Source organism: Blastococcus sp. KM273129, assembly GCF_021698995.1.
Lineage (GTDB): Bacteria > Actinomycetota > Actinomycetes > Mycobacteriales > Geodermatophilaceae > Blastococcus.
The window spans coordinates 1-23,661 of the sequence record NZ_SSXB01000062.1 but is presented as its reverse complement, the minus strand read 5'-3'; the positions used below and the strand labels follow the sequence as shown (position 1 = coordinate 23,661).

The 23,661-nt window shown below is 74.9% G+C and carries 21 protein-coding genes and 1 pseudogene; 12 read left to right on the top strand and 10 right to left on the bottom strand.

The features are described from left to right. Positions 1-370: 370 nt before the first annotated feature. Both E9565_RS16105 and E9565_RS16100 read right to left on the bottom strand, forming a co-directional pair. The gene (locus E9565_RS16105) at positions 371-997 is read right to left on the bottom strand and encodes an alpha-ketoglutarate-dependent dioxygenase AlkB (RefSeq protein WP_236826609.1); all 627 of its coding nucleotides are present in this window, start codon (positions 995-997) and stop codon (positions 371-373) included. Between the two features lie 54 nt (positions 998-1,051). Next, positions 1,052-3,280: a RecQ family ATP-dependent DNA helicase gene (locus E9565_RS16100; protein WP_236835868.1), complete on the bottom strand. Its 2,229-nt coding sequence runs from the start codon at positions 3,278-3,280 to the stop codon at positions 1,052-1,054. Positions 3,281-3,360: 80 nt separating this feature from the next. Here E9565_RS16100 and E9565_RS16095 point away from each other — a divergent pair, with 80 nt between their 5' ends. After that, complete coding sequence (locus tag E9565_RS16095; protein WP_236826607.1) at positions 3,361-4,206, top strand: PHP domain-containing protein; 846 nt, start codon at positions 3,361-3,363, stop codon at positions 4,204-4,206. 3 nt (positions 4,207-4,209) lie between these two features. On the opposite strand, the gene E9565_RS16090 is transcribed toward E9565_RS16095, so the two are convergent. Continuing rightward, positions 4,210-5,379, bottom strand: a complete 1,170-nt coding sequence (locus tag E9565_RS16090) for a benzoate/H(+) symporter BenE family transporter (protein WP_236835866.1) — start codon at positions 5,377-5,379, stop codon at positions 4,210-4,212. A 104-nt stretch (positions 5,380-5,483) separates the two neighbouring features. Here E9565_RS16090 and E9565_RS16085 point away from each other — a divergent pair, with 104 nt between their 5' ends. Genes E9565_RS16085 through E9565_RS16075 form a run of 3 tightly spaced genes read left to right on the top strand, consistent with a single transcriptional unit; the run spans position 5,484 to position 8,137 of the window. Continuing rightward, the gene (locus E9565_RS16085) at positions 5,484-6,014 is read left to right on the top strand and encodes a GNAT family N-acetyltransferase (RefSeq protein ID WP_236826605.1); all 531 of its coding nucleotides are present in this window, start codon (positions 5,484-5,486) and stop codon (positions 6,012-6,014) included. Positions 6,015-6,068: 54 nt separating this feature from the next. Beyond that, positions 6,069-7,022, top strand: a complete 954-nt coding sequence (locus E9565_RS16080) for a carbamate kinase (RefSeq protein WP_236826604.1) — start codon at positions 6,069-6,071, stop codon at positions 7,020-7,022. Positions 7,023-7,033: 11 nt separating this feature from the next. Then, positions 7,034-8,137: a ring-opening amidohydrolase gene (locus E9565_RS16075; protein ID WP_236826603.1), complete on the top strand. Its 1,104-nt coding sequence runs from the start codon at positions 7,034-7,036 to the stop codon at positions 8,135-8,137. A 90-nt stretch (positions 8,138-8,227) separates the two neighbouring features. On the opposite strand, the gene E9565_RS16070 is transcribed toward E9565_RS16075, so the two are convergent. Both E9565_RS16070 and E9565_RS16065 read right to left on the bottom strand, forming a co-directional pair. Next, a complete protein-coding gene (locus tag E9565_RS16070) occupies positions 8,228-9,934 on the bottom strand; it encodes a signal peptidase I (protein ID WP_236835864.1) in 1,707 nt (568 codons plus the stop codon). A gap of 60 nt (positions 9,935-9,994) precedes the next feature. After that, on the bottom strand, positions 9,995-10,396 hold the full coding sequence (locus E9565_RS16065) for a hypothetical protein (RefSeq protein WP_236826601.1): 402 nt from the start codon (positions 10,394-10,396) through the stop codon (positions 9,995-9,997). Positions 10,397-10,815: 419 nt separating this feature from the next. Here E9565_RS16065 and E9565_RS16060 point away from each other — a divergent pair. The 4 genes and pseudogenes from E9565_RS16060 to E9565_RS16045 form a co-directional block, all read left to right on the top strand. After that, a pseudogene (locus E9565_RS16060) lies at positions 10,816-11,712 on the top strand (methyl-accepting chemotaxis protein); the annotation flags it as partial. Between the two features lie 82 nt (positions 11,713-11,794). Next, positions 11,795-11,959: a Cache 3/Cache 2 fusion domain-containing protein gene (locus tag E9565_RS16055; protein WP_308196141.1), complete on the top strand. Its 165-nt coding sequence runs from the start codon at positions 11,795-11,797 to the stop codon at positions 11,957-11,959. A gap of 89 nt (positions 11,960-12,048) precedes the next feature. Continuing rightward, on the top strand, positions 12,049-13,140 hold the full coding sequence (locus E9565_RS16050; RefSeq protein ID WP_236835862.1) for a PP2C family protein-serine/threonine phosphatase: 1,092 nt from the start codon (positions 12,049-12,051) through the stop codon (positions 13,138-13,140). Positions 13,141-13,249: 109 nt separating this feature from the next. Beyond that, positions 13,250-14,215: a tripartite tricarboxylate transporter substrate binding protein gene (locus E9565_RS16045; RefSeq protein WP_236835860.1), complete on the top strand. Its 966-nt coding sequence runs from the start codon at positions 13,250-13,252 to the stop codon at positions 14,213-14,215. Here the strand turns inward: E9565_RS16045 and E9565_RS16040 are convergent. The 3 genes from E9565_RS16040 to rpsD form a co-directional block, all read right to left on the bottom strand. After that, positions 14,172-14,768, bottom strand: a complete 597-nt coding sequence (locus tag E9565_RS16040; protein ID WP_236835858.1) for an RNA 2'-phosphotransferase — start codon at positions 14,766-14,768, stop codon at positions 14,172-14,174. The genes E9565_RS16045 and E9565_RS16040 overlap by 44 nt on opposite strands. Positions 14,769-14,785: 17 nt before the next feature. Then, complete coding sequence (locus tag E9565_RS16035) at positions 14,786-16,540, bottom strand: PP2C family protein-serine/threonine phosphatase (RefSeq protein WP_236835856.1); 1,755 nt, start codon at positions 16,538-16,540, stop codon at positions 14,786-14,788. A gap of 196 nt (positions 16,541-16,736) precedes the next feature. Further along, entirely contained in the window at positions 16,737-17,339 is a 603-nt protein-coding gene (gene rpsD, locus E9565_RS16030; protein WP_236826595.1) for a 30S ribosomal protein S4, read from the bottom strand. 63 nt (positions 17,340-17,402) lie between these two features. On the opposite strand from rpsD, the gene E9565_RS16025 reads away from it, so the two are divergent. From E9565_RS16025 to E9565_RS23610, 3 genes are all read left to right on the top strand, one after another. After that, the gene (locus tag E9565_RS16025) at positions 17,403-18,158 is read left to right on the top strand and encodes a DUF2470 domain-containing protein (protein ID WP_236835854.1); all 756 of its coding nucleotides are present in this window, start codon (positions 17,403-17,405) and stop codon (positions 18,156-18,158) included. 125 nt (positions 18,159-18,283) lie between these two features. Beyond that, positions 18,284-18,904: a PilZ domain-containing protein gene (locus E9565_RS16020; protein ID WP_236835852.1), complete on the top strand. Its 621-nt coding sequence runs from the start codon at positions 18,284-18,286 to the stop codon at positions 18,902-18,904. Continuing rightward, entirely contained in the window at positions 18,820-19,002 is a 183-nt protein-coding gene (locus E9565_RS23610) for a PilZ domain-containing protein (protein ID WP_374201741.1), read from the top strand. The genes E9565_RS16020 and E9565_RS23610 overlap by 85 nt, the downstream gene beginning before the upstream one ends. Positions 19,003-19,068: 66 nt before the next feature. Here the strand turns inward: E9565_RS23610 and E9565_RS16015 are convergent, their stop codons facing one another. Both E9565_RS16015 and E9565_RS16010 read right to left on the bottom strand, forming a co-directional pair. Next, on the bottom strand, positions 19,069-20,487 hold the full coding sequence (locus E9565_RS16015; RefSeq protein ID WP_236835850.1) for a DUF1116 domain-containing protein: 1,419 nt from the start codon (positions 20,485-20,487) through the stop codon (positions 19,069-19,071). Further along, positions 20,484-21,989 carry an FdrA family protein gene (locus E9565_RS16010; RefSeq protein WP_236835848.1) on the bottom strand — a complete coding sequence of 502 codons (1,506 nt, stop codon included), beginning with the start codon at positions 21,987-21,989 and terminating at the stop codon, positions 20,484-20,486. Before E9565_RS16010 ends, E9565_RS16015 begins: the two co-directional genes overlap by 4 nt. Before the next feature lie 183 nt (positions 21,990-22,172). Here E9565_RS16010 and E9565_RS16005 point away from each other — a divergent pair, with 183 nt between their 5' ends. Further along, positions 22,173-23,648: a uracil-xanthine permease family protein gene (locus tag E9565_RS16005; RefSeq protein ID WP_236826590.1), complete on the top strand. Its 1,476-nt coding sequence runs from the start codon at positions 22,173-22,175 to the stop codon at positions 23,646-23,648. Positions 23,649-23,661: the final 13 nt, after the last annotated feature.

The window sequence follows — 23,661 nt, the reverse complement described above, 5'->3', positions numbered from 1 at the left end:
ACCAAAGGAATCCCAGCCAACCCACAAAAGGGCCGGCACGGGGTATTACTTGGCACTGACTTTCGGCACGCTGTTGAGTTCTCAAGGAGCGGACGCGCACGACTTCCGGCCGATTTCTCGGCCTTCGTTCGAGGCGGTTTCTCCACTGTACACCGGGCTCCGCAGCAGCTCGGCCTCAGGGGCTCTGCCGGCGGTTTCCCGGGCCTCGCGGCCCGGTCCGTTCTCGCTCGGTGCAGGAGGAACCATACACGGCCTCGGAGGGGTCGTGCAGGGGGGTCCGGTGTGGCCCCCCGCACGCCCGCCGGCGCCTGGCCGGCCCGGCGCCCGCCGGCGCCGGGCCCCCTCGCCGAGCCGGGGCGGGGCCGGCGGTTCAGGCGACGCCGCGGGGGCGGAACTGGACGCTGACCCGCGGGCCCACCGGCCGCGTCGTCTTCGGGATGCAGTGCTCCCACGTGCGCTGGCAGGAACCGCCCATCACGACCAGGTCGCCGTGCCCGAGGGGGAACCGCAGGGACTCGCCCCCGCCGACCGGCCGGAGCAGCAGCGGCCGCGGTGAGCCGAACGAGACGATGGCGACCATCGTGTCGGTGGAGCGCCCACGCCCGATGCGGTCGCCGTGCCAGGCCACGCTGTCGCGCCCGTCCCGGTACAGGCACATGCCGGCGGAGACGAACGGCTCGCCCAGCTCGGGCCCGTAGTGCCGGTTGAGCTGCTCGCGAGCCTCGGTGAGCAGCGCGTGCGGAAGCTGCTCGTCCCCGCCGTACCACCGGAGCAGCCGTGGGACGGCGACCTCGCGCTCGTACATCCGGCGACGGTCCTCCCGCCAGCCGATGTCGCCCAGCAGCACCTCGAGGACCTCGTCCGAGCCGGACACCCAACCGGGCAGGTGGTCGACCCACGCCCCGCGGTCCAGCCGGTGTCGCACGACGGCATCGAGCGGGCCGAGCGTGGCCTCCTCGGCGAGGTCCCACATGGAGGGCTGGTGCGCCAGCGTCATGGGACAGACGCTACCCGGGCTTTTCGCACATGTGTGCGAAAAGCTGTGGAGAACTCAGGCGGTGAGCGCCAGCACGAACGGGAGGACCGCCGAGGCACCGGCCCGCCGCAGCTCCCGGCCGGCCACGGTCATGGTCCAGCGGGAGTCCGCCAGGTCGTCCACCAGCAGGACCGGCCCCGACAGCGCGGCCAGCTGCTCCCGCAGCTCCGGCCCCACGACGACCCGGTCCCACACGGCGGCGAGCCGGAAGGCGCTGTTGCCCCCCGGCTGACCGGCCGGCCCGCCGTGGGCGAGCGACAGCTCCCCGAGGTAGGGCAGCCGGCCCATGCGGGCCAGGCCCTGCGCGACCCCGCTGACCAGCTGCGGGCGACGTCGCGACGGCATCCCCACCACCGCTGCCGGGCGCTCAGCCCAGTCCCAGGCGGCGAGCACCCGTCCGCAGGCCCGCAGCAGCTCGTCGTCGGGCGGCACGTCGGAGACCGAGCGCCGCACCGGCACGTCGAAGGCGGCGTCCGGGTCCTCCTCGATGCCCGGCGCCTCGAGCTCGACCACGCCGCCCAGGCCGTCGTCGCCGAGCAGGGTGCGCAACCGCTGACCCCAGCCGAGGTCGGTCAGCCGGGCGACCGCCCGGCCGGTGTGCAGCTGCTCGCCCGGCGGGATCTTGCCCTTCACGCCCACCCCGAGCCGGTCGGCGCCGGTGGGCCACATGGCGCGGGGCGCGAGCTCCACCCCGGGCCGGTCCAGGGCCGCCGATGCCTGCTCGGCCGCGCCCTCGGGCACGTCGGTCGCGTACCAGGGGCCGGCGCAGACGTCGCACCGGCCGCACGGGGCCGCCGTCGGGTCGTCGAGCGCGGACTGGAGGAACGCCATGCGGCACTCGGCCTCGTCGACCGGCTTCGCGTAGCCGAGCATCGCGCGCTGCTCGGCCTCCCGGGTGCGGGTGACCCGGGCGTAGCGGTCGGCGTCGTAGACCCACGGCTGCCCGGTGGAGCGCCAGCCACCCTGCACCCGCTCCACCGCGCCGTCGACGGCGAGGACCTTGAGCAGCAGCTCCAGGCGGGAGCGGCGCACGTCGGCGACCGTCTCCAGGCGGGCCACCGACCAGGCCTTGCCGTCGGCCATCGCGGTCAGCACGGCGGCCGCGTGGTCCTCCCGCGGCATGGAGGAGGTGGCGAACCACTGCCATATGGCGATGTCCTCGGGGCCGGGGAGCAGCAGGACGTCGGCGTGCTCGACGGCGCGCCCGGCACGGCCGACCTGCTGGTAGTAGCTGACGGGCGACGACGGCGCCCCGAGGTGGACGACGAACCCGAGGTCGGGCTTGTCGAAGCCCATGCCGAGGGCCGAGGTGGCGACCAGCGCCTTGACCCGGTTCTCGCGCAGCGCCTCCTCGGCGTCCTTGCGGTCGGCGTCGTCGAGCCGCCCGGTGTAGGCGCGCACCTCGTGGCCGGCGTCGCGGAGCAGGTTCGCCGTCTCCTCCGCCGCCGCGACCGTGAGCGTGTAGACGATGCCGCTGCCCGGCAGGTCGCCGAGGTGGGCGGCCAGCCAGGCCAGCCGCGCCCGGTCCGACGGCAGCCGCAGCACGCCCAGCCGCAGCGAGTCGCGGGAGAGCGGGCCGCGGACCGTCGTCACCTCGACGCCGCCGGCGCCCAGCTGCTCGGCGACGTCCTCCACCACGCGCTCGTTGGCGGTGGCGGTGGTCGCGAGCACGGGTGTGCCGGTGGGCAGCGTGCCCAGCAGGTCGCGGATGCGGCGGTAGTCGGGGCGGAAGTCGTGCCCCCAGTCGGAGACGCAGTGCGCCTCGTCGACGACGACCAGCCCGCAGCGGGCGACGAGGCCGGGCAGCTGCTCCTCGCGGAAGCGCGGGTTGGTCAGCCGCTCGGGGGAGACGAGCAGGACGTCGACGTCGTCGGCGGCCAGGCGGGCGGCGATGTCGTCCCACTCGGTCATGTTGGCGCTGGAGATCTCCACCGCGCGGATGCCGGCGCGGGCCGCGGCGGCCACCTGGTCGCGCATCAGCGCCAGCAGCGGCGACACCAGCAGCGTCGGGCCCGCACCGCGGCGGCGGAGCAGCGCCGTCGAGACGAAGTACACGGCGGACTTGCCCCAGCCGGTGCGCTGGACGACCAGCGCGCGCTGGGAGCGCTCGACGAGCGCCGCGACGGCGGCGTCCTGCCCCTCGCGGAAGACGGCGTCGGGGCGGCCGGTGAGCTCGCGGAGGATCGCAAGGGCTTCCTCCTGGACCGAGCCGGCGATCGAGGACGGCGGTGCGGCGGTGCTCATGCCGACGACAGTAGGCACGGGCAGGGACGGAACGGGTGGCCGCGCGGGACCTGGGGACGGCGGGGGAGAATCCACAGGCGATGGCACTCGAGAGGGCACACCAGGGGCAGCTGCCGGCCGACAACCACGTGCACACCCACTGGTCGTGGGACACGCCCGACTCCTCGACCATGCGGAAGGCCTGCGAGCGGGCGATCGCGCAGGGGTTGCCGGCGATCGCGTTCACCGAGCACCTGGACTTCACCGTGTGGCACGACGAGGACCGGGCCACCGCGGAGGGGCTGGTCGACCGCTACCCGGCCCACCAGCTGCCCATCGACGTCGAGGGGTACTTCGCCGAGCTGGCCGAGGTGCGCGACCGGTTCCCCGAGCTGCGCATCTGGTCGGGCATCGAGACCGGCGAGCCGCACCTGTTCGCCGCCAGCATCGCCCAGCACCTCGAGGACTCCCCCGTCGACCGGATCCTCGGCTCGCTGCACTCGCTCTCCGACGAGGGCCGGCTGGTCGGGGTGGGACGGCTGCTGCACGTCGACGCCGACGCGACGATGCGCCGCTACCTCGGCGAGATGGTCGGGATGATCGAGAGCAGCGACGTCTTCCAGGTGCTGGCGCACGTGGACTTCCCGCGCCGGTACTGGCCGGGTGGCTCGCACCGGTACGTGGAGAAGGACTACGAGGAGGAGTACCGGGCGGTGTTCCGGGCGCTCGCCGGCAGCGGCCGGGCCCTGGAGATCAACACCAGCAGCCCGCTCGCCTCGGCCGACCAGGTCCGCTGGTTCCGCGAGGAGGGCGGCGAGGCGGTCAGCTTCGGCAGCGACGCCCACGCCCCCACGGCGGTCGGGCAGAAGTTCGACCTCGCCGTCGCCGTCGCCGAGGCCGCCGGCTTCCGGCCGGGGCGCGACCGCTTCGACTTCTGGCGCCGCTGACCATCAGGCCGGGGCGGCGGCGGGCTGCGGCCGGTACCAGGCCCAGAACGCCAGGCCGACGACGAGCGACCAGAACGCCGACCCGATGCCGCCCACGGTGACGCCGCTGATCGCCACGAGGAACGTGGCGACGACGGGGATGCGGTCCTCGGCCCGCGCCAGCGCACCGCTCAGGGACGCCGCCAGCACCGGCCACAGCGCCAGGCCCGCGGCCGCGGCGACGAAGCCGGCCGGGGCGGTGACCACCAGCGCGGCGACGGCGGCCGACACCAGCGCGAACCCCACGTACGCGAGGCCGGCGGTGCGGGCGGCCAGCCAGCGCCGGGACGGGTCGGGGTCGGCCTCGGGCCCGGCGGCCAGGGCCGCGCTGATGGCGGCGAGGTTGATCGCGTGCCCGCCGAACGGGGCGCCGAGCAGCGTGCCGGCCCCGGTGACGGCCATCGCCGACCGCCAGGGCGCCCAGTAGCCGTAGGCCGCCAGCACCGCCATCCCCGGCACGTTCTGCGAGGCCATGGTGACCAGGAAGAGCGGCAGCGCCAGCCCGACGGCGGCGGTGGAGGTGAGGTCCGGCGTCGTCCACTCGAGGACCGGGACCAGCGCCGCGGCGTCGACGCCTCCGTCGCGCCAGGCCAGCCACCCGGTGATGCCGAGGGTGACGGCGAAGGCGGCCGGCACGGCCCAGCGCGCGGAGAACCGCAGCAGCAGCGCCCAGACCAGCACGACCGGGACCACCAGCCAGGGCATCTGCAGCGCGGACCGGACCGGCTGCAGGCACAGCGGGACGAGGACGCCGGCCAGCATCGCCTGGGCCAGCACGGGGGGAATCGCCCCGATCGCGGCACCCAGCCGGGGCCACGCCGCGGTGAGGAGCACCAGCGCGCCGACCACGACGAAGGCGCCGACGGCCACCTCCCAGGACGGCGCGGCGGCGGTCGCCAGGAGGGCGGCACCCGGCGTGGACCACGCGACGGTGATCGGCATCCGCGTCCGCTGGGCCAGCAGCACGGTGGCCAGCCCCATCGCCAGCGAGAGGACGACCAGGCCCGAGGCCGCCTGCCCCGGCGTGGCGCCGACCGCGCGCAGCCCGGTGAGCACGACGGCGAACGAGCTCAGGAAGCCGACGAGCGCGGTCACCAGCCCGGCGACGGTCGTCGACGACGGGGCGGCGGGCACGGCGCGGGACGCTAGCCCAGCCCGGCGGGGCGCACGGACCGCGGCCGGCCGGGGTGGGCGACCTCACGCCCGCGCGGCGGCGTCCCCGCCCTACGTTGCTGCCCATGGGTGCTCCTCCGACCATCCGGGACGCCACGGTGGCCGACGCCGCCGCCTGCGCGGCCATCTACGGGCCCTACGTCACCGGTACCGCGATCACCTTCGAGGCCGAGCCGCCGACGCCGGAGCAGATGGCCGGCCGGATCGCCGCGGCGCTGCGCACGCACGCCTGGCTGGTGCTGGAGGACGACGGCGCCGTCGTCGGGTACGCCTACGCGGGGCCCTACAAGGAACGCGCGGCGTACCGGTGGTCCTGCGAGGTGAGCGTCTACCTGGCGCCGGGCCGCGGGCGGCGCGGCGGCGGGCGGGCGCTCTACACCGCGCTGTTCGAGCGGTTGGCCGCGCGCGGCTACCGGACCGCGGTCGCCGGCATGACGCTGCCCAACGACCCGAGCGAGGCCCTGCACGCGGCGATGGGCTTCGAGCCGATCGGCACCTACCGGCGGATCGGCTGGAAGCACGGCCGGTGGCGCGACGTGCTGTGGGCGCAGCGGCCGCTGGGTCCGTACGACGACGAACCGGTCGATCCGAGCTGACCTCCTCCGGCCAACTACTTCACCGCTAAGGAAAATGCCGCTAGGGTCGGCGGGGTGACGTCGACCCGCGTGGTGATCGCCCTCGGCGGCAACGCCATGACCGGCCCCGACGGCTCCGCGACCCCGGAGGCGCAGCGCGACGCGATCCGGCAGGCCGCCGGGCACGTCGCCGAGGTGGTGGCCGCCGGCGTGCAGGTGGTGCTCACCCACGGCAACGGCCCGCAGGTGGGCAACCTCCTGGTGAAGAACGAGCTCGCCGCGCACGAGGTGCCGCCGGTGCCGCTGGACTGGAACGTCGCCCAGACCCAGGCCACCATCGGCTTCACCGTCGCCGACGAGCTCGACGCCGCCCTCGCCGCGCGCCGCCTGCCCCAGCGCACCGCCGCGCTGGTGACCCGCACGCTGGTCGACGGCGACGACCCGCACTTCGCCGAGCCCTCGAAGCCGGTCGGCCGCTTCCTCCCCCGCGAGCGGGCGGAACGGTTCATCTCGCTCGGGCAGACGTGGGAGGACCGCGGCGAGAAGGGCTGGCGCCGCGTCGTCGCCTCGCCGGAGCCGCTGTCCGTCGTCGACTCCGCCGCCATCCACGCCCTGGCCGCGGCCGGGTTCGTCGTCGTCTGCGCCGGCGGTGGCGGCATCCCGGTCGTCGACGACCGCGTGGACGGCCACGCCCTGCGCGGCGTCGAGGCGGTCATCGACAAGGACCTGACCGCCGCGATCCTCGCCCGCGACGTGGACGCCGGCACCCTGGTCATCGCCACCGACGTCCCGAACGTGATGGTCGGCTTCGGGACCCCCGCGCAGCGCCCGCTGGGCCGGGTCACCGTCGCGGAGCTGCGCGAGCTCGCCGCCGCCGGCGAGTTCGCCCGCGGCTCGATGGGCCCCAAGGTCGAGGCCGCCCTACGTTTCGTCGAGGCGGGCGGTGCCCGTTCCGTCATCACCTCGCTCGACCACATCGCCGACGCCGTCCGCGGCGACGACGCCGGCACCGTCGTCACCACCACCTGAAGGGAACCCGCATGCCCGCACCGATCGAGGTCCGCAAGGTCCCGCTGCACAACGTCAGCGACGCCTCCGAGCTCGCCAAGCTCATCGACGACGGCGTGATGGAGGCCGACCGCGTCGTCGCCGTCATCGGCAAGACCGAGGGCAACGGCGGGATCAACGACTACACGCGGATCATCGCCGACCGCGCCTTCCGCGAGGTCCTGCTCGAGAAGGGCTCGCGGAGCAAGGAGGAGGTCGGCGACATCCCGATCGTGTGGTCCGGCGGCACCGACGGCGTCATCAGCCCGCACGCCACGATCTTCGCCACGCTGCCCGAGGACGCCGTCGAGAAGACCGACGAGCCGCGGCTGACCGTGGGCTACGCCATGAGCGACGTCCTGCTGCCCGAGGACATCGGCCGCGTCGCGATGGTCGAGAAGGTCGCCGAGGGCGTGAAGAAGGCGATGGCGGCCGCGGGCATCACCGACCCGGCCGACGTGCACTACGTGCAGACCAAGACGCCGCTGCTGACGATCGACACGATCCGCGACGCCCACCAGCGCGGGGAGACGACGATCCTCGAGGAGCCGCACGGCTCGATGGACATCTCCAACGGCACGACGGCGCTGGGGATCGCGGTGGCGCTCGGCGAGATCGAGCTGCCGACGCAGGAGCAGATCATGCGCGACCTGTCGCTGTACTCGTCGGTCGCGTCGTGCTCGTCGGGCGTGGAGCTGGACCGGGCGCAGATCGTCGTCGTCGGCAACGCCCGCGGCCACGGCGGCAGCTACCGCGTCGGCCACTCGGTCATGAAGGACGCGCTGGACCAGGACGGCATCTGGGCCGCGATCCGCGACGCCGGCCTGGAGCTGCCCGAGCGCCCGCACCACACCGACCTCGGCGACCGGCTGGTCAACGTGTTCCTCAAGTGCGAGGCCTCGCCGGACGGCAAGGTGCGCGGGCGCCGCAACGCGATGCTGGACGACTCCGACGTCTCGTGGCACCGCCAGATCAAGGCGTGCGTCGGCGGCGTGACCGCGTCGGTGACCGGCGACCCGGCGGTGTTCGTCTCGGTGGCCGCGGTGCACCAGGGCCCGTCCGGCGGTGGCCCGGTGGCCGCGATCGTCAAGGCCTGATCAGCTCTCAGCGGCACGCCTACTTCGGGGAGGTGGGGCTCCGGACGGTCGTCCGGGGCCCTGCTTCCCCGAAGTCGTCCCTCGCGAGGATCAGGCCACGAGCCCGTGCAGGCCCGCCACCGGCGGGAGCGGTGAGGTGAGCTCCTGGTCCGCGACCGGCCGGGACGGCGCGGGGACGGGCGGCCGCCCGCGGCGCTCGGCTCCCCCGGGGATCACGAACCGGTAGGTGGCGTCCACGTCGCGGACGGCGAAGACGTCCGCGTCCGGGCCGGCGTGGTGCAGGACGACGGTGTCGAAGCGCTCCGCCACACGGCGGAGGGAGTCCGCGTCCGAGACGTCGATGACGGTGCCGCCCGCGGCGAGCCCCGCCACGGGGACGATCCGGTCGGCGTGCCGCACGAGGAACTCGTCGGCGGCGTCACCGCGGCCCGCCCGGCCGAGCAGAGCCCCGACGCCGGCGACGGCCAGCGCGAGCACCAGCACGGCGAGCGCGACGCCCCGTGCCACGCCGATCGGCACCGACAGCGCCAGGACGTCGAACGAGCGGGGGCCGACCGTCGTCACCGGCACGGAGGTCGGGGTCAGCGTGGTCAGGACGGTCCCGGGGTCGCCGGCCAGGCGCAGCGCCGTCGGGTCCAGCGCGAAGTCCAGCCCGGCCGGGGAACCCGCCTCGAAGGCGGTGCCGCGCACGCTGCCGGACAGCGCCACGGTGGGGGTGACGGTCAGCGTCGCGGTGCTGCCCGAGGCCCCGACCTCGGCGTAGTGCTGCGCCAGCACCTCGGCGGCGCGGGCGGCGTCGACGTCGACCGACGCCGTCGCCACCCCGCCCGCGTAGCCGACGACGGGGCCGCTGGTCAGGTAGGTGGTCCAGCCGTCGGCGGCCTGCACGGTGACGTCGAGGCGCAGCGCGCCCTGGAGGCCGGTGAGGTCGGGGCCGGTGACGGTGTCCTCGTAGGAGACGGTCAGCCCGGTCGAGAGCCTGGTCCAGACGGTGTCGCCGGTCGCCACCGTCCCGTCGGGGTAGGTGGTGCCGCGCTCGGCGGTCCCGGTGTAGGAGAAGCGCCCCTGCTGGGTGACCGTGGCCGGCTCCTCGACGGTCTCGGTGCCGGGGACGGCGAAGAGGGCGCCGGCGCCGAGCGCGGCGACGAGCGCGACGGCCCCGGCGGCCAGCGCGGCCTGCCGGGCGCGGGCCCGCACCAGCGCCGTCGGCGTGCCGCGGCGGACCTGGGGCAGCCGCACCGCGGGCACGGAGATCGACGGCACGGGGAAGGACGGGACGGCGAGGGACGGCCGGCGCAGGGCGGGCAGCCGGCGGCGGAGCACCCGGGCGCGGGAGCCGCCGCGCTTCCGGCGTGCCGCGGAGAGGACGAGGGAGGCCGCGAGACCGACGGCGCCGAGCACCCACGGGGAGGCGATCGCCTCGAGCGCCGTGCCGCCCTGGGGGATGCGGACGAACAGCCGGCCCAGGATCTCTTCCTGGGCGGGGCGGTCCTCGTCGAGCCAGTCGTTGTTGTCGCCCTGGGTCACGAACCCCTCGGCGTCCGCGGCGACGATGCGGTGCATGACGATCGTGTTCAGCGACTCGCTCTGGTAGGCGACCACATCGCCCACCGAGTAGGAACCGGCCCTGCTGAGGATGGCGAGGTCACCGGCGGAGAACCCTGGCTCCATGCTGTCCCCGAAGGTGGAGACGTACGTCGTGCCACCGCCGAGGCCGGCGGGCCAGAACAACCACACGGTCGCCAGCACCAGCGCGATGACGGCGCTGGTGCTGGCGACTCGTGATGCGGCGGTCATGGGGCCCTGTCCACGGGGAGCGGAGTGGCTCTGCGAGCCGCTCCGCCGAAGAGGGATCGACTACTTGGACGTGACCGTCAGGCCGACCTCCGTGATCGTCTCGATGTCGATCGTGTTGGAGACGTCGCACTTGATGGTGTGGGTGGTCGTGGCGACCGCTTCGTAGCCACAGGTGAAGGGGCTACCGGTGATCTGGGTGGCTCCCGCACGGAGAGTCAGGAGGGCGTTCATGTCGGTGGCGTCCTCGGTGATCGTGAAGACGATCATGTCGAGCTTCGAGGCGTCCGTGCCGAGGGGGGTGTAGGCGATGTTGCTGACGGTGACACCCGTCGCCGTGTAGTCCATGTAGCCGACGACGTCATCGCTCGTCGCGTTGTTGGTGTTGCCCGCGGTGAAGGCGGAGGAGGTGGCGGCGACGCCGGCGACCGCGACACCGGCGAGCAGAACGCGCGACAGGCGCATGGCAGTGGTCCTGTTCTCTCAGTGGCCCAGACCCGCCGGGATGCTGGCCACCCGGTCCACGTGCTGGCTGCGCCGATTCGTTGACGCCCCAGTTCTCGGCAGGGCCCCGCGCCTTCTCAACTCCTGTCCCAGAAGAAACCGGAGTCGCCGAGTCGACAGTTCCGGGACGGTGACCGGAATGGCTCCGGAATGGCTCGGCCGAGTCGTCTCGGCCACCTCCCGGCGCGCCTTCCAGGGGCGGCGGGGGTGCGGCCTAGCGTGTCCCGGAACCTCCCCGGCCCGCGGGCAGGTGCAGCTGCAGGAGGGAACGGGTCGTGCGTCCGTCCGCGTCGTCAGGCCCCGCTCCGCTCGCCGCTACCGGGGCGGCGGCCGTCCCGGCACCGCGGGCACCCCGGCGCGCCGCCGAGCGGGACACCAGCATGGAGGACGCCGCCCGGCAGGCCGGCGTCCTGGCCCGGGCCTCCCGCGAGGTCTCCGACACCTCGGCGGAGGCCGCCGCCTCGCTCGCCGAGCTGCGCGCCGCCATCGGCGACATCTCCGCCAGCACCGGCCGCGCCTCGGTCGTCGCCGAGGAGGCCGTGCACGACGCGCGCGCCGTCGACGAGCGGATCGCCGCGCTGCAGGCCGCCAGCGAGTCGATCACCCGGTTCGTCCGGCTGGTCGGGGCGATCAGCCAGCAGAGCCGCTTCCTCGCGCTCAACGCCTCCGTCGAGGCCGCCCGCGCCGGCGAGCTCGGCCGCGGGTTCGCCGTCGTCGCCGACGAGGTCAAGGAGCTCGCCGACCGGACGGCGCAGGCCGCCCGCGACATCGACGCGCAGATCACCGCGGTGCGGCGGGAGACCCAGCAGGCCGTCGAGGCGGTCCGCCGGATCACCGGCACGCTGGGCTCCATCGCCGAGGCGCAGGACACCATCGCCGCCGCCGTCGAGCAGCAGCGGGCGGCCACCGACCGCGTCGTGCAGAACGTCGAGCGGGCCGCCGGCGGCTCCGCCCGGATCAGCGAGGCCGTCGGGCAGCTGGCCGAGAGCCAGCGGGTGGTCTACGTCCGCCGGGCGCTGGCGGTGGCCGAGCAGCGGCTGGCCGGCCTCGGCGGCGCGCGGCTCGGCGAGGGCCGCACCCGGCTGACCGTGCGCGACCAGGCCACCGGGGCCACCCGCACCGCGGAGCTCCCCGACCTGCTCCTCGGCGACCGGCCGCTGGAGCGCACCGACGACCCCCGGCGCCCGGCGGTGCTCGTCGACGACGTGGTCCGCGAGGTCGGGGGCAGCTGCACGCTGTTCCAGCGCCTGGACGGCGACGCCGGCATGGTGCGGGTGGCGACGACGGTGCTGGACCCGGCCGGCCGGCGCAACATCGGCACCGCCATCCCCGACCGACCCCGACGGCCGCCCCAACCCCGTGCTCGCGGCCGTCCTCGCCGGCCAGACCTACACCGGCGCGGCCACGGTGGCCGAGCGGCCGTACTTCACCGCCTACACCGGGCTGCACGACGACGGAGGCGCCCTGATCGGCATGCTCTACGTCGGGCTGCCGCTGGACGCGCTGCCCGGCACGGGGGCGTGACCGCGTCCGCCACGACCTGTCCACCGGTGCCCGTCCTCTAGGTTGAGCGCCGTACGCGCCCCGTCGCCGGGCGGCTCGAGGGGGATGCGGTGAAGCGGTCACGGCGCGTCAACGCTGCCCTCCCGGCCCTCGTGCTGCTGCTCGTCGTCGCCGCCGAGATCGTCAGCGGCCGCGGCCAGGTGGTGCTCGGCCTCAGCGTCATCGCCCCGCTCGCGTCGGCCACCTTCCTGGGACGGCGGGCCACGGTCGCCTATGCCGCGGCCGCCTTCGTCGTCGCCACCCTGCTGGGCCTCTACAGCCAGCAGTACACCGCCGAGACGGCGGTGGCGCAGACGATCCGCCTGGTCGCCGTCGCCCTCGGTGGCGCCCTCGCCGTGCTCACCTGCCAGCTGCGGCTGCGCCGGGAGGCCCACGTCGCCCGGCTCAGCGCGGAGGCCGCGGCGACGCGGGCCGCCGTCCGTACGGGGGAGACGCTGCAGCGGGCCCTGCTGGGCGAGGTCCCGACCGTCCCGGGGCTGGAGACCACCGCCCGCTACCTGCCCGGCGCGCGGGACGCCCAGGTCGGCGGGGACTGGTACGACGCCTTCCCGCTCACCGACGGACGGACGATGCTGGTCATCGGCGACGTCGCCGGGCACGACGCCCCGGCGGCGGCGACCATGGCGCAGACCCGCGGCATGCTGCGTGCCCTGGCCCGGGTCGGGCACGGCTCCCCCGCGGCCGCGCTCACCGCGCTGGACGACGTCCTCGCGGGCCTGGGCCTGGACACGCTGGTGACGGTCGCCGTGGCCACCGTCGACCCGCGGGACGGGGGCGCCGACGCGGTGCCGCTGCAGTGGTCCAACGCGGGGCACCCGCCGCCGGTGGTCGTGCGGGCCGACGGGCGGGTCGAGGTGCTGGAGCGGATGCCCGACCGGCTGCTGGGAGCCGGCCCCGGCGACGGGCCGGCCCGCACCGACCACGACGTGCTGCTGCGCCGGGGGGACACGCTGCTGCTGTACACCGACGGGCTGGTCGAGCGCCGCGGCATGACCCTCGACGACGGCACCACCTGGCTGGTGCGGACGCTGCGGGACATCGGCCGCGAACCGCTGGACCGCATGTGCGACGGGTTGCTCAGCGCCCTGGGGAGCCGGGGCGACGACGACATCGCCCTGCTGGCGGTGCGGCTCCCCGCCTGACGGGCGGCGCAGATGCCGGGCCGGCCGGGATGCCGCACGATGGGCGCACCGCCGGACACGGGCGGTGACCCGGTGCGACGGCGACGCCGTCCCCACATCAGGAGCCCCCATGCGAACTTCCCGCGTGCTCGCCGCCCTGCTCACCGCCACCGCCCTGACCGCGTGCGGTTCCGACGACCCCGGGCCGGGCGAGGGCGGCTTCCCGTCCCAGAACGTCCGGCTGCTGGTCCCGTACACCGCGGGCGGGCCGACCGACATCGCGGCGCGCGCCCTGGCCTCGCACATGCAGGAGGAGCTGGGCGAGACCGTCGTCGTCGAGAACCTCCCGGGCGCCTCGGGGGCGACCGCGTACCAGGAGCTGATCCAGCAGGACGCCGACGGGCACACCCTCTCCATGACCGCGCTGCCGACGGCGGTGCTCAACTACCTGACCAACGACGTCGGCTACACCCGCGAGGACTTCACCCCGATCGGCGTCGTCACCCGGGTCCCGTCGGGCATCGTGGTGCCCGCCGACTCACCCCACCAGGACCTGGCGTCGCTGTTCGGCGCCGCCCAGGAGGAGCCCGGTGCGGTCACCGTCGGCACGCCCGGCGCCACCAACACGCACGCCGCCGAGACGCGGCGGATCACCCAGCTCTACGACGTGCCGCTGACCGTCGTCCCGTTCGACGGCAACTCCGAGGTGCAGACGGCGCTGCTCGGCGGCAACGTGACCGCCGGCTTCCTCAACCTCTCGCAGGACGTGCTGCCGGCCATCGAGGCGGGCGACCTGCGGGTGCTGACCGTCGGCAGCGAGGAGCCGTTGCCCTACGTCGACGCCCCCACCTTCGTCGAGGACGGGTACCCGGAGCTCGTCCAGAGCACGACCACCTTCGGGGTCATCGCGCCCGCCGGGCTGCCCGACGACGTGCAGCAGACGCTCGAGGAGACGCTCCGCAGCGCCGCTGAGGAGGCGAGCGTGGTCGAGGCGCTGGACGAGCGCTACGTACCGGAGGAGTTCATCGACGGCGAGGGCCTGGCGGAGCTGTTCACCGAGACCGAGGAGACCTTCCGCGGCGTCCTGGACGGGTGAGCGGCGGCTCCCCTCCCGGGTCGGTGGCGGCGCCCACCACGGTGAGGTAGCGCGGGGCAACGGCGTCCACCAGCCACACGCCGTTGGCCGACCGGCGGAAGGCGGCGCCGTCCGCGGTCATGCCGGCCGCGTCCACCCGGAGCACGACCGGGCGGCCGCGTCGCCCGCCGACCGCCCGCGCGGTGACGACGTCGGCGGACAGGTGGACCGCGTGCCGGCGGCCCGGCCGCAGCCCCTCGAGCAGGATGGCCGGGAGGAACCGCTCGACGGTGCCGTGGAACAGCTCCTGCGGCGGCGGCTCGGGGAGGTAGCCGAGGTCGACCGGGACGCTGTGACCCTGGCTGGCCCGGATCCGCGTGCCGGTGCCGTCGAAGGCGAACCGGCGCTTGTCGTTCGCGGCCACCACGTGCTCGAGCTCGTCCCGGGTGATCCCGAGCGCGGCGAGCAGCCGGCCGACGTCGGCCCAGCCCGCCTCGTCGAGGGTGAGGCCGACCGAGTCGGGGCGGTGGCGCAGTACGAACGACAGCCGCTTGCTCGTCCGGACGACGTCCACGGCCCGCTCCGCCCGCCTCAGCTGCGCCGGACGACCACGAACGCGACGTCGTCGTCCGGGGCGTCACCCAGCAGGCGCTCGGTGAGCAGCGCCGTGAGCTCGGCCGGGGCCAGGTGCCGCCCCTCGACCAGGGCCGCCGCGGCCCGCTCGATCCCCTCGTCCATCGCCTCGTCCCGGCGTTCGACCAGGCCGTCGGTGTAGAGCAGCAGCGTGGAGCCGGCCGGGAGCACCGCCTCGGCCTCGGGCCGGTGCAGCTCGTCGACGACCGCGAGGGGCAGGGAGTCCGCGTCCCGCAGCAGGCTCGTACGGCCGTCGGCGTCGACGAGGACCGCCGGCGGGTGACCCGCGCTGCTGTAGCGCAGCGCACCCGTGGCGGGATCGACGACCGCGCAGAACACCGTGCTGACGGCGGCACCGGGGACCATGTCGGCGAACCGGTCGAGCGCCGCGAGCACCTGCGAGGGGGACCTGCTCTCCAGCAGCAGGGCGCGCCCGGCGCTGCGCAGCTGACCCATCACCGCGGCGGCGGAGAGCCCGCGCCCGACCACGTCGCCCACCACGACCCCGTAGCCGTCGCCGGGCAGGTCGACCACGTCGTACCAGTCGCCGCCCACCTCGAGGGTCCCGGTCGCCGGCTGGTAGTGGACGGCGAAGCCCGGAGGCAGCACGGTGGGGCCGAGGACCGCGCGCTGCAGGGTGACGGCGACGTCGGTGTAGAACTGGGCGCGAGCCTGGTCCGACCGCGCCCGCTCCTCGGCCCGGCGCCGCTCGGCCGCGACCGCCTGCGCGTCGGCGACGGTCGCGGCGACCTGCCCCGCGACCAGCGCCATGAAGACGCGGTAGTCGTGGTCGAGCGGGAGGTGGGGGCTGGCGCCGAGGACCACGGCCCCGATCGGCCGTTCGGCGCCGGCGGCGGTGAGCGGCAGGACGACGGCGGTGTGGACGGCGTCCCGCCCGGCGGGGCTCGCACCGGAGGCCTGTCCGCCCGGGAGGAGGGCGGCCAGGCCGGTGACCGCCTGCGCCTCCCCCGTGGCCATCGCCCGGAACACCTGCTCCGGGACCTCCACCGGCGCCGGCCCCTCGTGCCCGGCGAGTCCCTGCCCGGCCACGAAGCGCGGCACGCCCTCGTCGTCGGCGAGGTAGACCAGGGCGAACGGGCAGTCGGACCGGGCATCGGCGAGCAGCCCGAGCGCGGTGACGACCGCCTCGGTGGTGTCCCCGTGCGCGGCGCGCGGCAGGCTGCCCAGCCGCTGCAGGACGCCGAGCCGCCGGGCGGTGAGGACGCGGGACGTCGTCTCGACGACGGTGTCGAGGAAGCCGACCACGCCGCCGCCCGGCTCGACGACCGGGCTGTAGGCGAAGGTGAAGTAGGTCTCCTCGTCGTACCCGTGCCGCGTCATGGTCAGCGGGAGGTCCTCGTCGTACGTGGCGCCCCCGGCGAGGACCTCGGTGATCATGGGCTCGATGTCGGCCCAGACCTCGGGCCAGACGTCGGCCACCCGCCCGCCGAGGGCCGCGGGGTGCCGGCCGGCGAGGATCGCGGCGTAGCCGTCGTTGTAGATCATGACGAGCTCGGGCCCCCACACGAGCAGCATGGGGAACCGGGAGTTCAGGCAGAGGCCGACGGCGGTGCGCAGCGTCGGCGACCAGTCCTGCTGCGGGCCCAGCGGGGTGCGCGCCCAGTCGTGCTCGAGGACCATCCGCTGGAGCTCCGACCGGGGGTGACCGGGGATCAGCTCCGCCAGTTGGCTGTTCAGCGCACCGCTCCCCACCCGCCGGGCACGCCCGCACCACCGAACCGGTGGCTGTCCGCGCGCGCCGCTCGCATCCTCGCACCTGGACCGACCGCAGGTGAATCGGGCACGACCGGGAGCCACCCCACCGGATGCACGCGCGGTCGCCGGATCTCCGGCCCGACGCGGGCCCGCGGCGACCGGCGCACGGCGGGCACGGGCCCGGGCGCACCGGTCAGCGGGAGTAGTACTCGACGACCAGCTGCTCCTCGCAGACGACCGGCACCTCCTCGCGCGACGGCGTCCGCTCGTAGCGGGCGGTCAGGTCGGCCAGCCGCACCTCGAGGTACGTCGGCGCCTCGGCGTGCGCGCCGGACGCGGCGACGACGAACGGCTCCTTCGTCCGCGACCTCTCCGCGATCTGCACGAAGTCCCCGGGCGCGAGCCGGTAGGACGGCCGGTCGACCCGCTTGCCGTTGACCAGCACGTGCTGGTGGGTGACGAACTGGCGGGCCTGGTAGATCGTGCGGGCGAAGCCGGCCCTCAGCACCGTGGCGTCCAGCCGCGACTCGAGGTCCTGGATCAGCGCCTCGCCGGTCTTGCCGCCGGAGCGCTTCGCGCGGTCGAAGGCGGCGCGCAGCTGCGTCTCGCTGATGTCGTACTGGGCGCGCAGCCGCTGCTTCTCCTTGAGGCGGGTGGAGTAGTCGCTGTCCTTGCGACGCTTCCGCCCGTGCTCGCCCGGCGGGTAGGGGCGGCGCTCGAAGTACTGCACGCACTTCGGGGTGAGCGGGATGCCCAGCGCGCGGCTGAGCCGGACCTTGGGACGGGGTGTGTTCACTCGGGACCTCCGGTTTGGTTAGGCTCACCTTACTACTCATCCGCGAGCACCCCGAGGTGGTCCATGACGGCCGGCCCCACCCCCTCCTCCGCGGCCGTCGACCGGCAGCCGCCGGCGGCCGAGCGCGCCCGCACGGTCGCGGTGCGATCCTCCGCCGCCCTCCACGTGGCCGGGACGGGGTCCTGCGCGGTGCTGGCCGCGACGACGACGGCCGACGGCGACGTGCTGCTCGTCGTCCCGACCGACGGCGGGGTCGTGGCGGCGCTGCGGAGCTCCCCGCTGGGCGACGTCCCCGCGCGGCTGACCGTCGCCGACCGGGCGCCCTTCCCGCTGCGCCACCCCGCCCGCGGCCTGGTGCAGCTCGGCGGGTGGCTCGCGCCGGTTCAGGAGCGGGACGTGCCGCGGCTGGTGCTCGACTTCGCCGGCAGCTCGCCGGCCGACGTCCTGTTCGAGGTCGGCCTCGGCGCGTCGCTGGTGCGCCTGGACCTCGCCGAGGTGGAGCTGGAGGAGTCCGGCACCCGCGCCGACGTCGACCCCGACGACTTCCGGGCCGCCCGGCCCGATCCCGTCAGCGGGGCGGAGTCGGAGCTGGTGGCCCGCCACCGGGCGCCACTGGGGCGGCTCCGCGGGCGGGTCCAGCGCTGGGCCGGGCGGCACGACGACGTCCGACTGCTGGGGCTGGACCGCTTCGGCGTCCGGTTCCGGGTGCAGGGCCGCAGCGGCTGCTACGACCTGCGGGTGCCGTTCGCGGAGGCGCTGGACGACGTGGACGGGTTCGCCGCCGCCGTCGACCACCTGCTCACCTGCGGCCCCGCCTGAGCCGCCTCCCGGTACGACGACACGCCGGCCGCCGTTCCGCCGGGAATGCGGGGCAGCGCCCCTCTCCGCCCACTAGCCTGCGCGCGATCCAAGACGCGTCCGTTCTAGAAGGAGGAGGGGCCGTGATGCTGGTGGACGCAGGGGTGGACTACCCGGAAGCGCGCACGGTGGTGGACCTGCTGGCCACGAGCCGGGGGGACGTGCTGATCAGCCTGGTCGAGTCCTCGGACCCCACCGAGATCGTGGTGTCGATCGGCGAGGACCGCTCGCGGCGGCGGGTCCGCCTGGAGGCAGGCGAGCACGTCGAGGTGATCTGGCGCGGGCCGGAGGAGCTGCGCTCCCTCCCCACCGAGCTCATCGCCGCGGAGCTGCACCCGCCGCAGTGGCGGCTGCGCCCCGTCGGCCCGTCGACCCGGGGGCAGCGGCGGTCCGCGGTGCGCGCGCCGCTCAGCCTGCAGGTGCAGATGACCGTCGGGCCGGACGTGCTGCACGGCCTGACCGTGGACATCAGCGAGGGCGGGATCCGGGCGCTGTTCGCCCCGCGCGAGCCCCCGCGCCGGCCGGGCAGCCCACGGCGGGCGTCGCGCCGGAGCAGCCGGTGGCGGACGGCGGCCCCGACGCCGGCAACCCGCTGCGCGTCGGCGCGGTCCTCCCGCTCGTCGTGCGCCTGGATGACCGGGAGGAAGTCGCCTGCCGCGGCGAGGTCATCCGGCGGATCCCGCGCCAGGACGGCGGCATCGAGCTGAGCCTGCGGTTCCTCGACATGCCGGAGAAGACCCAGGACCTGATCCGCCGGCACGTCTTCGCCGGGCTCCGCCAGCTGCGCTCCCGCGGCATGCTCTGACCGGATGCGACGAACTCGTGGTCACCAGCCGCTGATGGCCACGAGTTCCTCGCGTCCGCCGCGGGATCAGGCGGTGCGGGCCTCCTCGGCCAGCGCGGCCAGGGCCTGCTCGAAGCACTGCTGCGGCGGCTGCACCAGCCCGGCGCCGACCTGGCCGGTGCCGGCGACCCGGCCGGCCATGCCGGTGTTGATCTGCGGCAGCCACCCGGTGCGCGCCACCTTGAGCACGTCGATCCCCGTGGGCGAGCCGCGGAAGCCCATGATCGGGATCTGCATCGCCGGGTTCTCCGCCAGCGTCAGCTGGTACATGCGCTCCGTCGTCGCCAGGGCGTCGGGCACGGTGCCACCGACGAACCGGACGATCGCCGGCGCCGCCGCCATCGCGAACCCGCCGATGCCGTAGGTCTCCATGATCGCGGAGTCGCCGATGTCGGGGTTGGCGTCGTCCGGCCCGTAGTCGCCGAGGAACAGGCCGACCGGGGTGTTGGCCGGGCCGGTGAACCAGCGGTCGCCGGTGCCGGAGGTCTGGATGCCGAACTCCGTGCCGTTGCGCGACATCACCGTGAGCATCGTCGAACCGGGGATGCCGCGGGCGGCGTCGAGCGCGAGCTTCGCCGTCGGCATGCCGAGGTTGAGGAAGAAGTGCTCGTTGCCGCCGATGAAGCGCAGCACGTCGGCGATGTCGGACGACGGCGCGCCGCTGGCCACGATGGCCGGCGACAGCTCGCGCAGCGCCATGAGGGAGCCGGCGCGGTTGCGGTTGTGCGCCTCGTCGCCCATCTGCAGCATCTGGGCCAGCACGGCCTTGACGTCGAGCGGGTCGTTGCCGGCGTCGATCGAGCCGCGCACCGCCTTGGACAGCACCGGACCGAGGACGTCGCGCATCCACCGCAGCCGGGCCTGCACCTCCTCGTTGAAGGCGCCCATGCGCAGCACCTTGCCGAGGCCCTCGTTGAGGTTGCAGAACGCCTGCCCGCCGGTGACCGGGTCCTCCAGGCACCACATCCACATCGACGGGCTGGTGACGCCCGCCATCGGGCCCACGGTGCGGTGGTGGTGGCAGGGGTCGAGGGTGACCGCGCCGGTGGCGAGGAGGATCTCGGCCTCCTCGACGTCGGCGGCCCACCCCTCGAACAGGCAGGCGCCCACCAGGGCGCCACGCATCGGCCCGGAGGCGTTCTCCCACTCCAGTGGCGGGCCGGAGTGCAGCAGCGTGCGGCCGGTGAGGCCGATCACCTCGCGGGCGGGCCGCACGTCGACGAGCACGGAGCCGGCCGCCATGAGCCGCTCGACCGCGGTGCGGTTGGCCGCGGCCCGGCGGGGGTCCAGCGCCAGCGCGGCGAGGTCGGCCGGGTCGCCGAAGCCCGGCGGGCGCCAGTCGACGTCGTGCACGTCGGCGCCCTGGGCGCGCAGCGCCTCGGAGAAGACGTCGACGCCGGCGGCGACGATCGCCGGCGGGCCGGAGAGCAGGTTCTGCAGGCTCATGCGGAGGCTCCCAGCAGGTCGAGGGCGTACCGCGTGGCCGCGGCGTTGGAGGAGAAGACCGCGCAGCCCGCGGCGGCGAGCGCGTCGGCCTGCCGCGACCAGCCCTGCGGGTCGCCCTCGGTGCCGATCAGCGCGACGACGACCGGCAGCGCGCGCCGCTCGCGGGCGGCGGTCAGCGCCGGCACGAGCGCGCCGGCGGGATCGGGGTCCGCGCCGTACCCGAGGACGACGTCGAGCAGCAGGACGGCGGGCTCGTCGGAGGCGGCGAGCGCCTCGATCGCCTCCAGCCGCAGCGTGGGGTCGATCATCGGGTGCGCGCGGCCCACGGTGAGGGCGTCGTCGCCGAAGTCGACGACCAGGTGGCCGGGGGCGGACAGGTCCGTACCGAGGTCGAGGTCCGGCTGCAGCGGGATGTTCGAGCGGATGCCGCCGAGCGCCGGGGAGGCCAGCAGCATCGCCTCGTCGGCCAGCGTGCCCCCGGAGTAGAGCCCCTTGAGCGCTGCGCCGGGGACGGCGGCCTCGGCGGGGCCCGGACGCGACGGCCACACCGGGACGTCGAGCCCCATGTCGGCGAGCAGCGCCTCGACGGCGGCGGTCAGGTCGGGGCTCTCGGGCGAGAGGACGGCGGATCGCACCGGCACCGACAGCTTGCCGGCGGCCTCGGTGACCGCGGCGGCCACCGAGGGCGCGGGTGGCTTGGACACCAGCAGCACGCGCTCGGTGGCGGGGTCGGCGTCCAGGGCGGCGAGCGCGTCGAGCGTGGCAAGCCCCCCGACCTCCTCCTTGAGGTCGCGCCCGCCGACGCCGAGCACGTGCGAGACGCCGATGCCGGCCATGTCGAGCAGGCAGGAGACCTGCTGGGCGCCGGTGCCGCTCGCCGCCACGAGGCCCACCGGCCCGGGGCGGACGACGTTGGCGAAGCCGAGGGCGACGCCGGAGACGATCGCCGTCCCGCAGTCGGGCCCCATGACGAGCACCCCGGCGTCGTGGGCGGCGCGCTTGAGGGCGACCTCCTGCTCGACCGGGACGCCGTCGGAGAAGACCAGGACGCTGCGCCCGGCGGCGATCGCGTCGGCGGCCTCGGCGGCGGCGTACTGGCCGGGCACGCTGACGATCGCCAGGGCCGGCGACTCGGGGGAGAGCTCGTCGAGCCCGGCGCCGGTGGTGCGGTGCGGGATCGCGGCGGCGGTGCCGGTCGAGCGCTCCCGCTCGGCCAGGGCGGCGTCGACGTCGGCGAGCGCCTCGGCGAGCGCCCCCTCGTCGGCCGCGCGGACGGCGATCAGCAGCTGCTCGGGGCTCGTCGGCTCCTCGGGCGCGAGGCCCATGTTCGCCGCGAGCTCGAGGTTCAGCGGGGTGGCCATGGCGACGAGGACGGCGGAGACGCCCTCCCGGGCACCGATCCGGCGGCTCACCTGCATCAGCTTGACCGAGTCGGCGTAGACGCCGGATCGCAGCTGCACCGAGACCGCGGCGTCTCCACCGGAGGGGGCTGAGGGGCTCATCCTCGGCACCGTACCCACAGATCTCTCAGCGGTGAAGTATCGGCATCTCGTTGCAACAACGATTTAGCACTGAGGTACTTCCGCCAGGGTGCGAGCCGTGCCACATTGGCGCCCTCCGGTGCGGGCACACCCCTGTCGACCAGCACCGGACCGCATCGGAAGTGCACGTCGAGGAGGCACTCAATGTCGTTCGGCTGGAAGCTCTACGGGGACGGTAAGACGCCCCCACTGGGAGAGGCCGTCGCCCCTGACGAACGCCTCTCCTGGCCGCGCACCGTCGGGATCGGCGCGCAGCACGTCGTCGCGATGTTCGGGGCGACCTTCGTCTTCCCGATCATCATGGGCCTGGACCCCAACCTCGCCATCATGATGAGCGGCGTCGCCACGATCATCTTCCTGCTGATCGTGAAGAACCGGGTACCGAGCTACCTGGGCACCAGCGCCGCCTTCGTCGGCGGCGTCGCCGCGATCCGGGCGAACGGCGGCGACTCGAGCGACGTCGTCGGCGCGCTGTTCGTCGCCGGTGCCGTCCTGGCGCTCGTCGGTGTGCTCATCCACTTCGCCGGGCTCGGCCTGATCAACAAGGTGCTGCCGCCCGCCGTGACCGGCGCGGTGGTCATGCTGATCGGCTTCAACCTGGCCCCGGTCGCCGCCGGCGTGTACTGGCCGCAGGACCAGTGGGTCGCCCTGGCCACGATGGCCTTCGTGATCATCGCCTCGCTGGCGCTGCGCGGCTTCCTCGCCCGCATCTCGATCCTGCTCGGCCTCGTCTTCGGCTACCTGCTGTCGGTGCTGCTGGACGTCACGGCCGGCCCGATCACCTCGCCGGACGGCACGGGCGTGGAGAGCACCCGCGACCGGATCAACTTCGACTCGGTCGCCGACGCCGACTGGTTCGGCCTGCCCGACTTCACCGCCCCGTCCTTCTCGCTGAACTTCAGCCTGCTGGTGATCCCCGCGGTGATCGCCCTGGTGGCGGAGAACGCCGGCCACGTGAAGGCGGTCGCGGAGATGACCAAGCGCGACCTCGACCCGTACATGGGCCGGGCGGTCGGGGCCGACGGCTTCGCCACCATGGTCGCCACGTCGGTCGGCGGCTCCCCCACCACCACCTACGCCGAGAACATCGGCGTCATGGCCGCCACGCGGGTCTACTCGACGGCGGCGTACTACGTGGCCGCGCTCGTGGCGATCCTGCTCGGCCTGATCCCCAAGTTCGGCGCGCTCATCAACATCGTCCCGGGTGGCGTCCTCGGCGGGATCACGGTCGTCCTCTACGGCATGATCGGCCTGCTGGGCGCGAAGATCTGGAAGGAGAACCGGGTCGACTTCGCCAACCCGATCAACCTGGTGCCGCTGGCCGCCGGGATCATCATCGGCATCGGCAACGTGACCCTCAACTTCTCCGAGGACTTCTCCCTCACCGGCATCGCGCTCGGCTCGATCGTCGCGGTCGTCGCCTGGCACGTGGCACGGGCGCTGGCCCCGGCGGACATGAAGGCGGCGCTGCTCCGCGAGGGCGCGCACCCGGCCGCCGGCAGCACCTTCGGGCACGACGCCGGCGACCAGGTCAGCTCCGACCCGTCGTCGGTCGACGAGGTGGGCCGACCCGGCGTGCTGGGTGGCAACACCCCCGGGACGGACACCCGCAACCGCTGACCCGCCCCCCCGC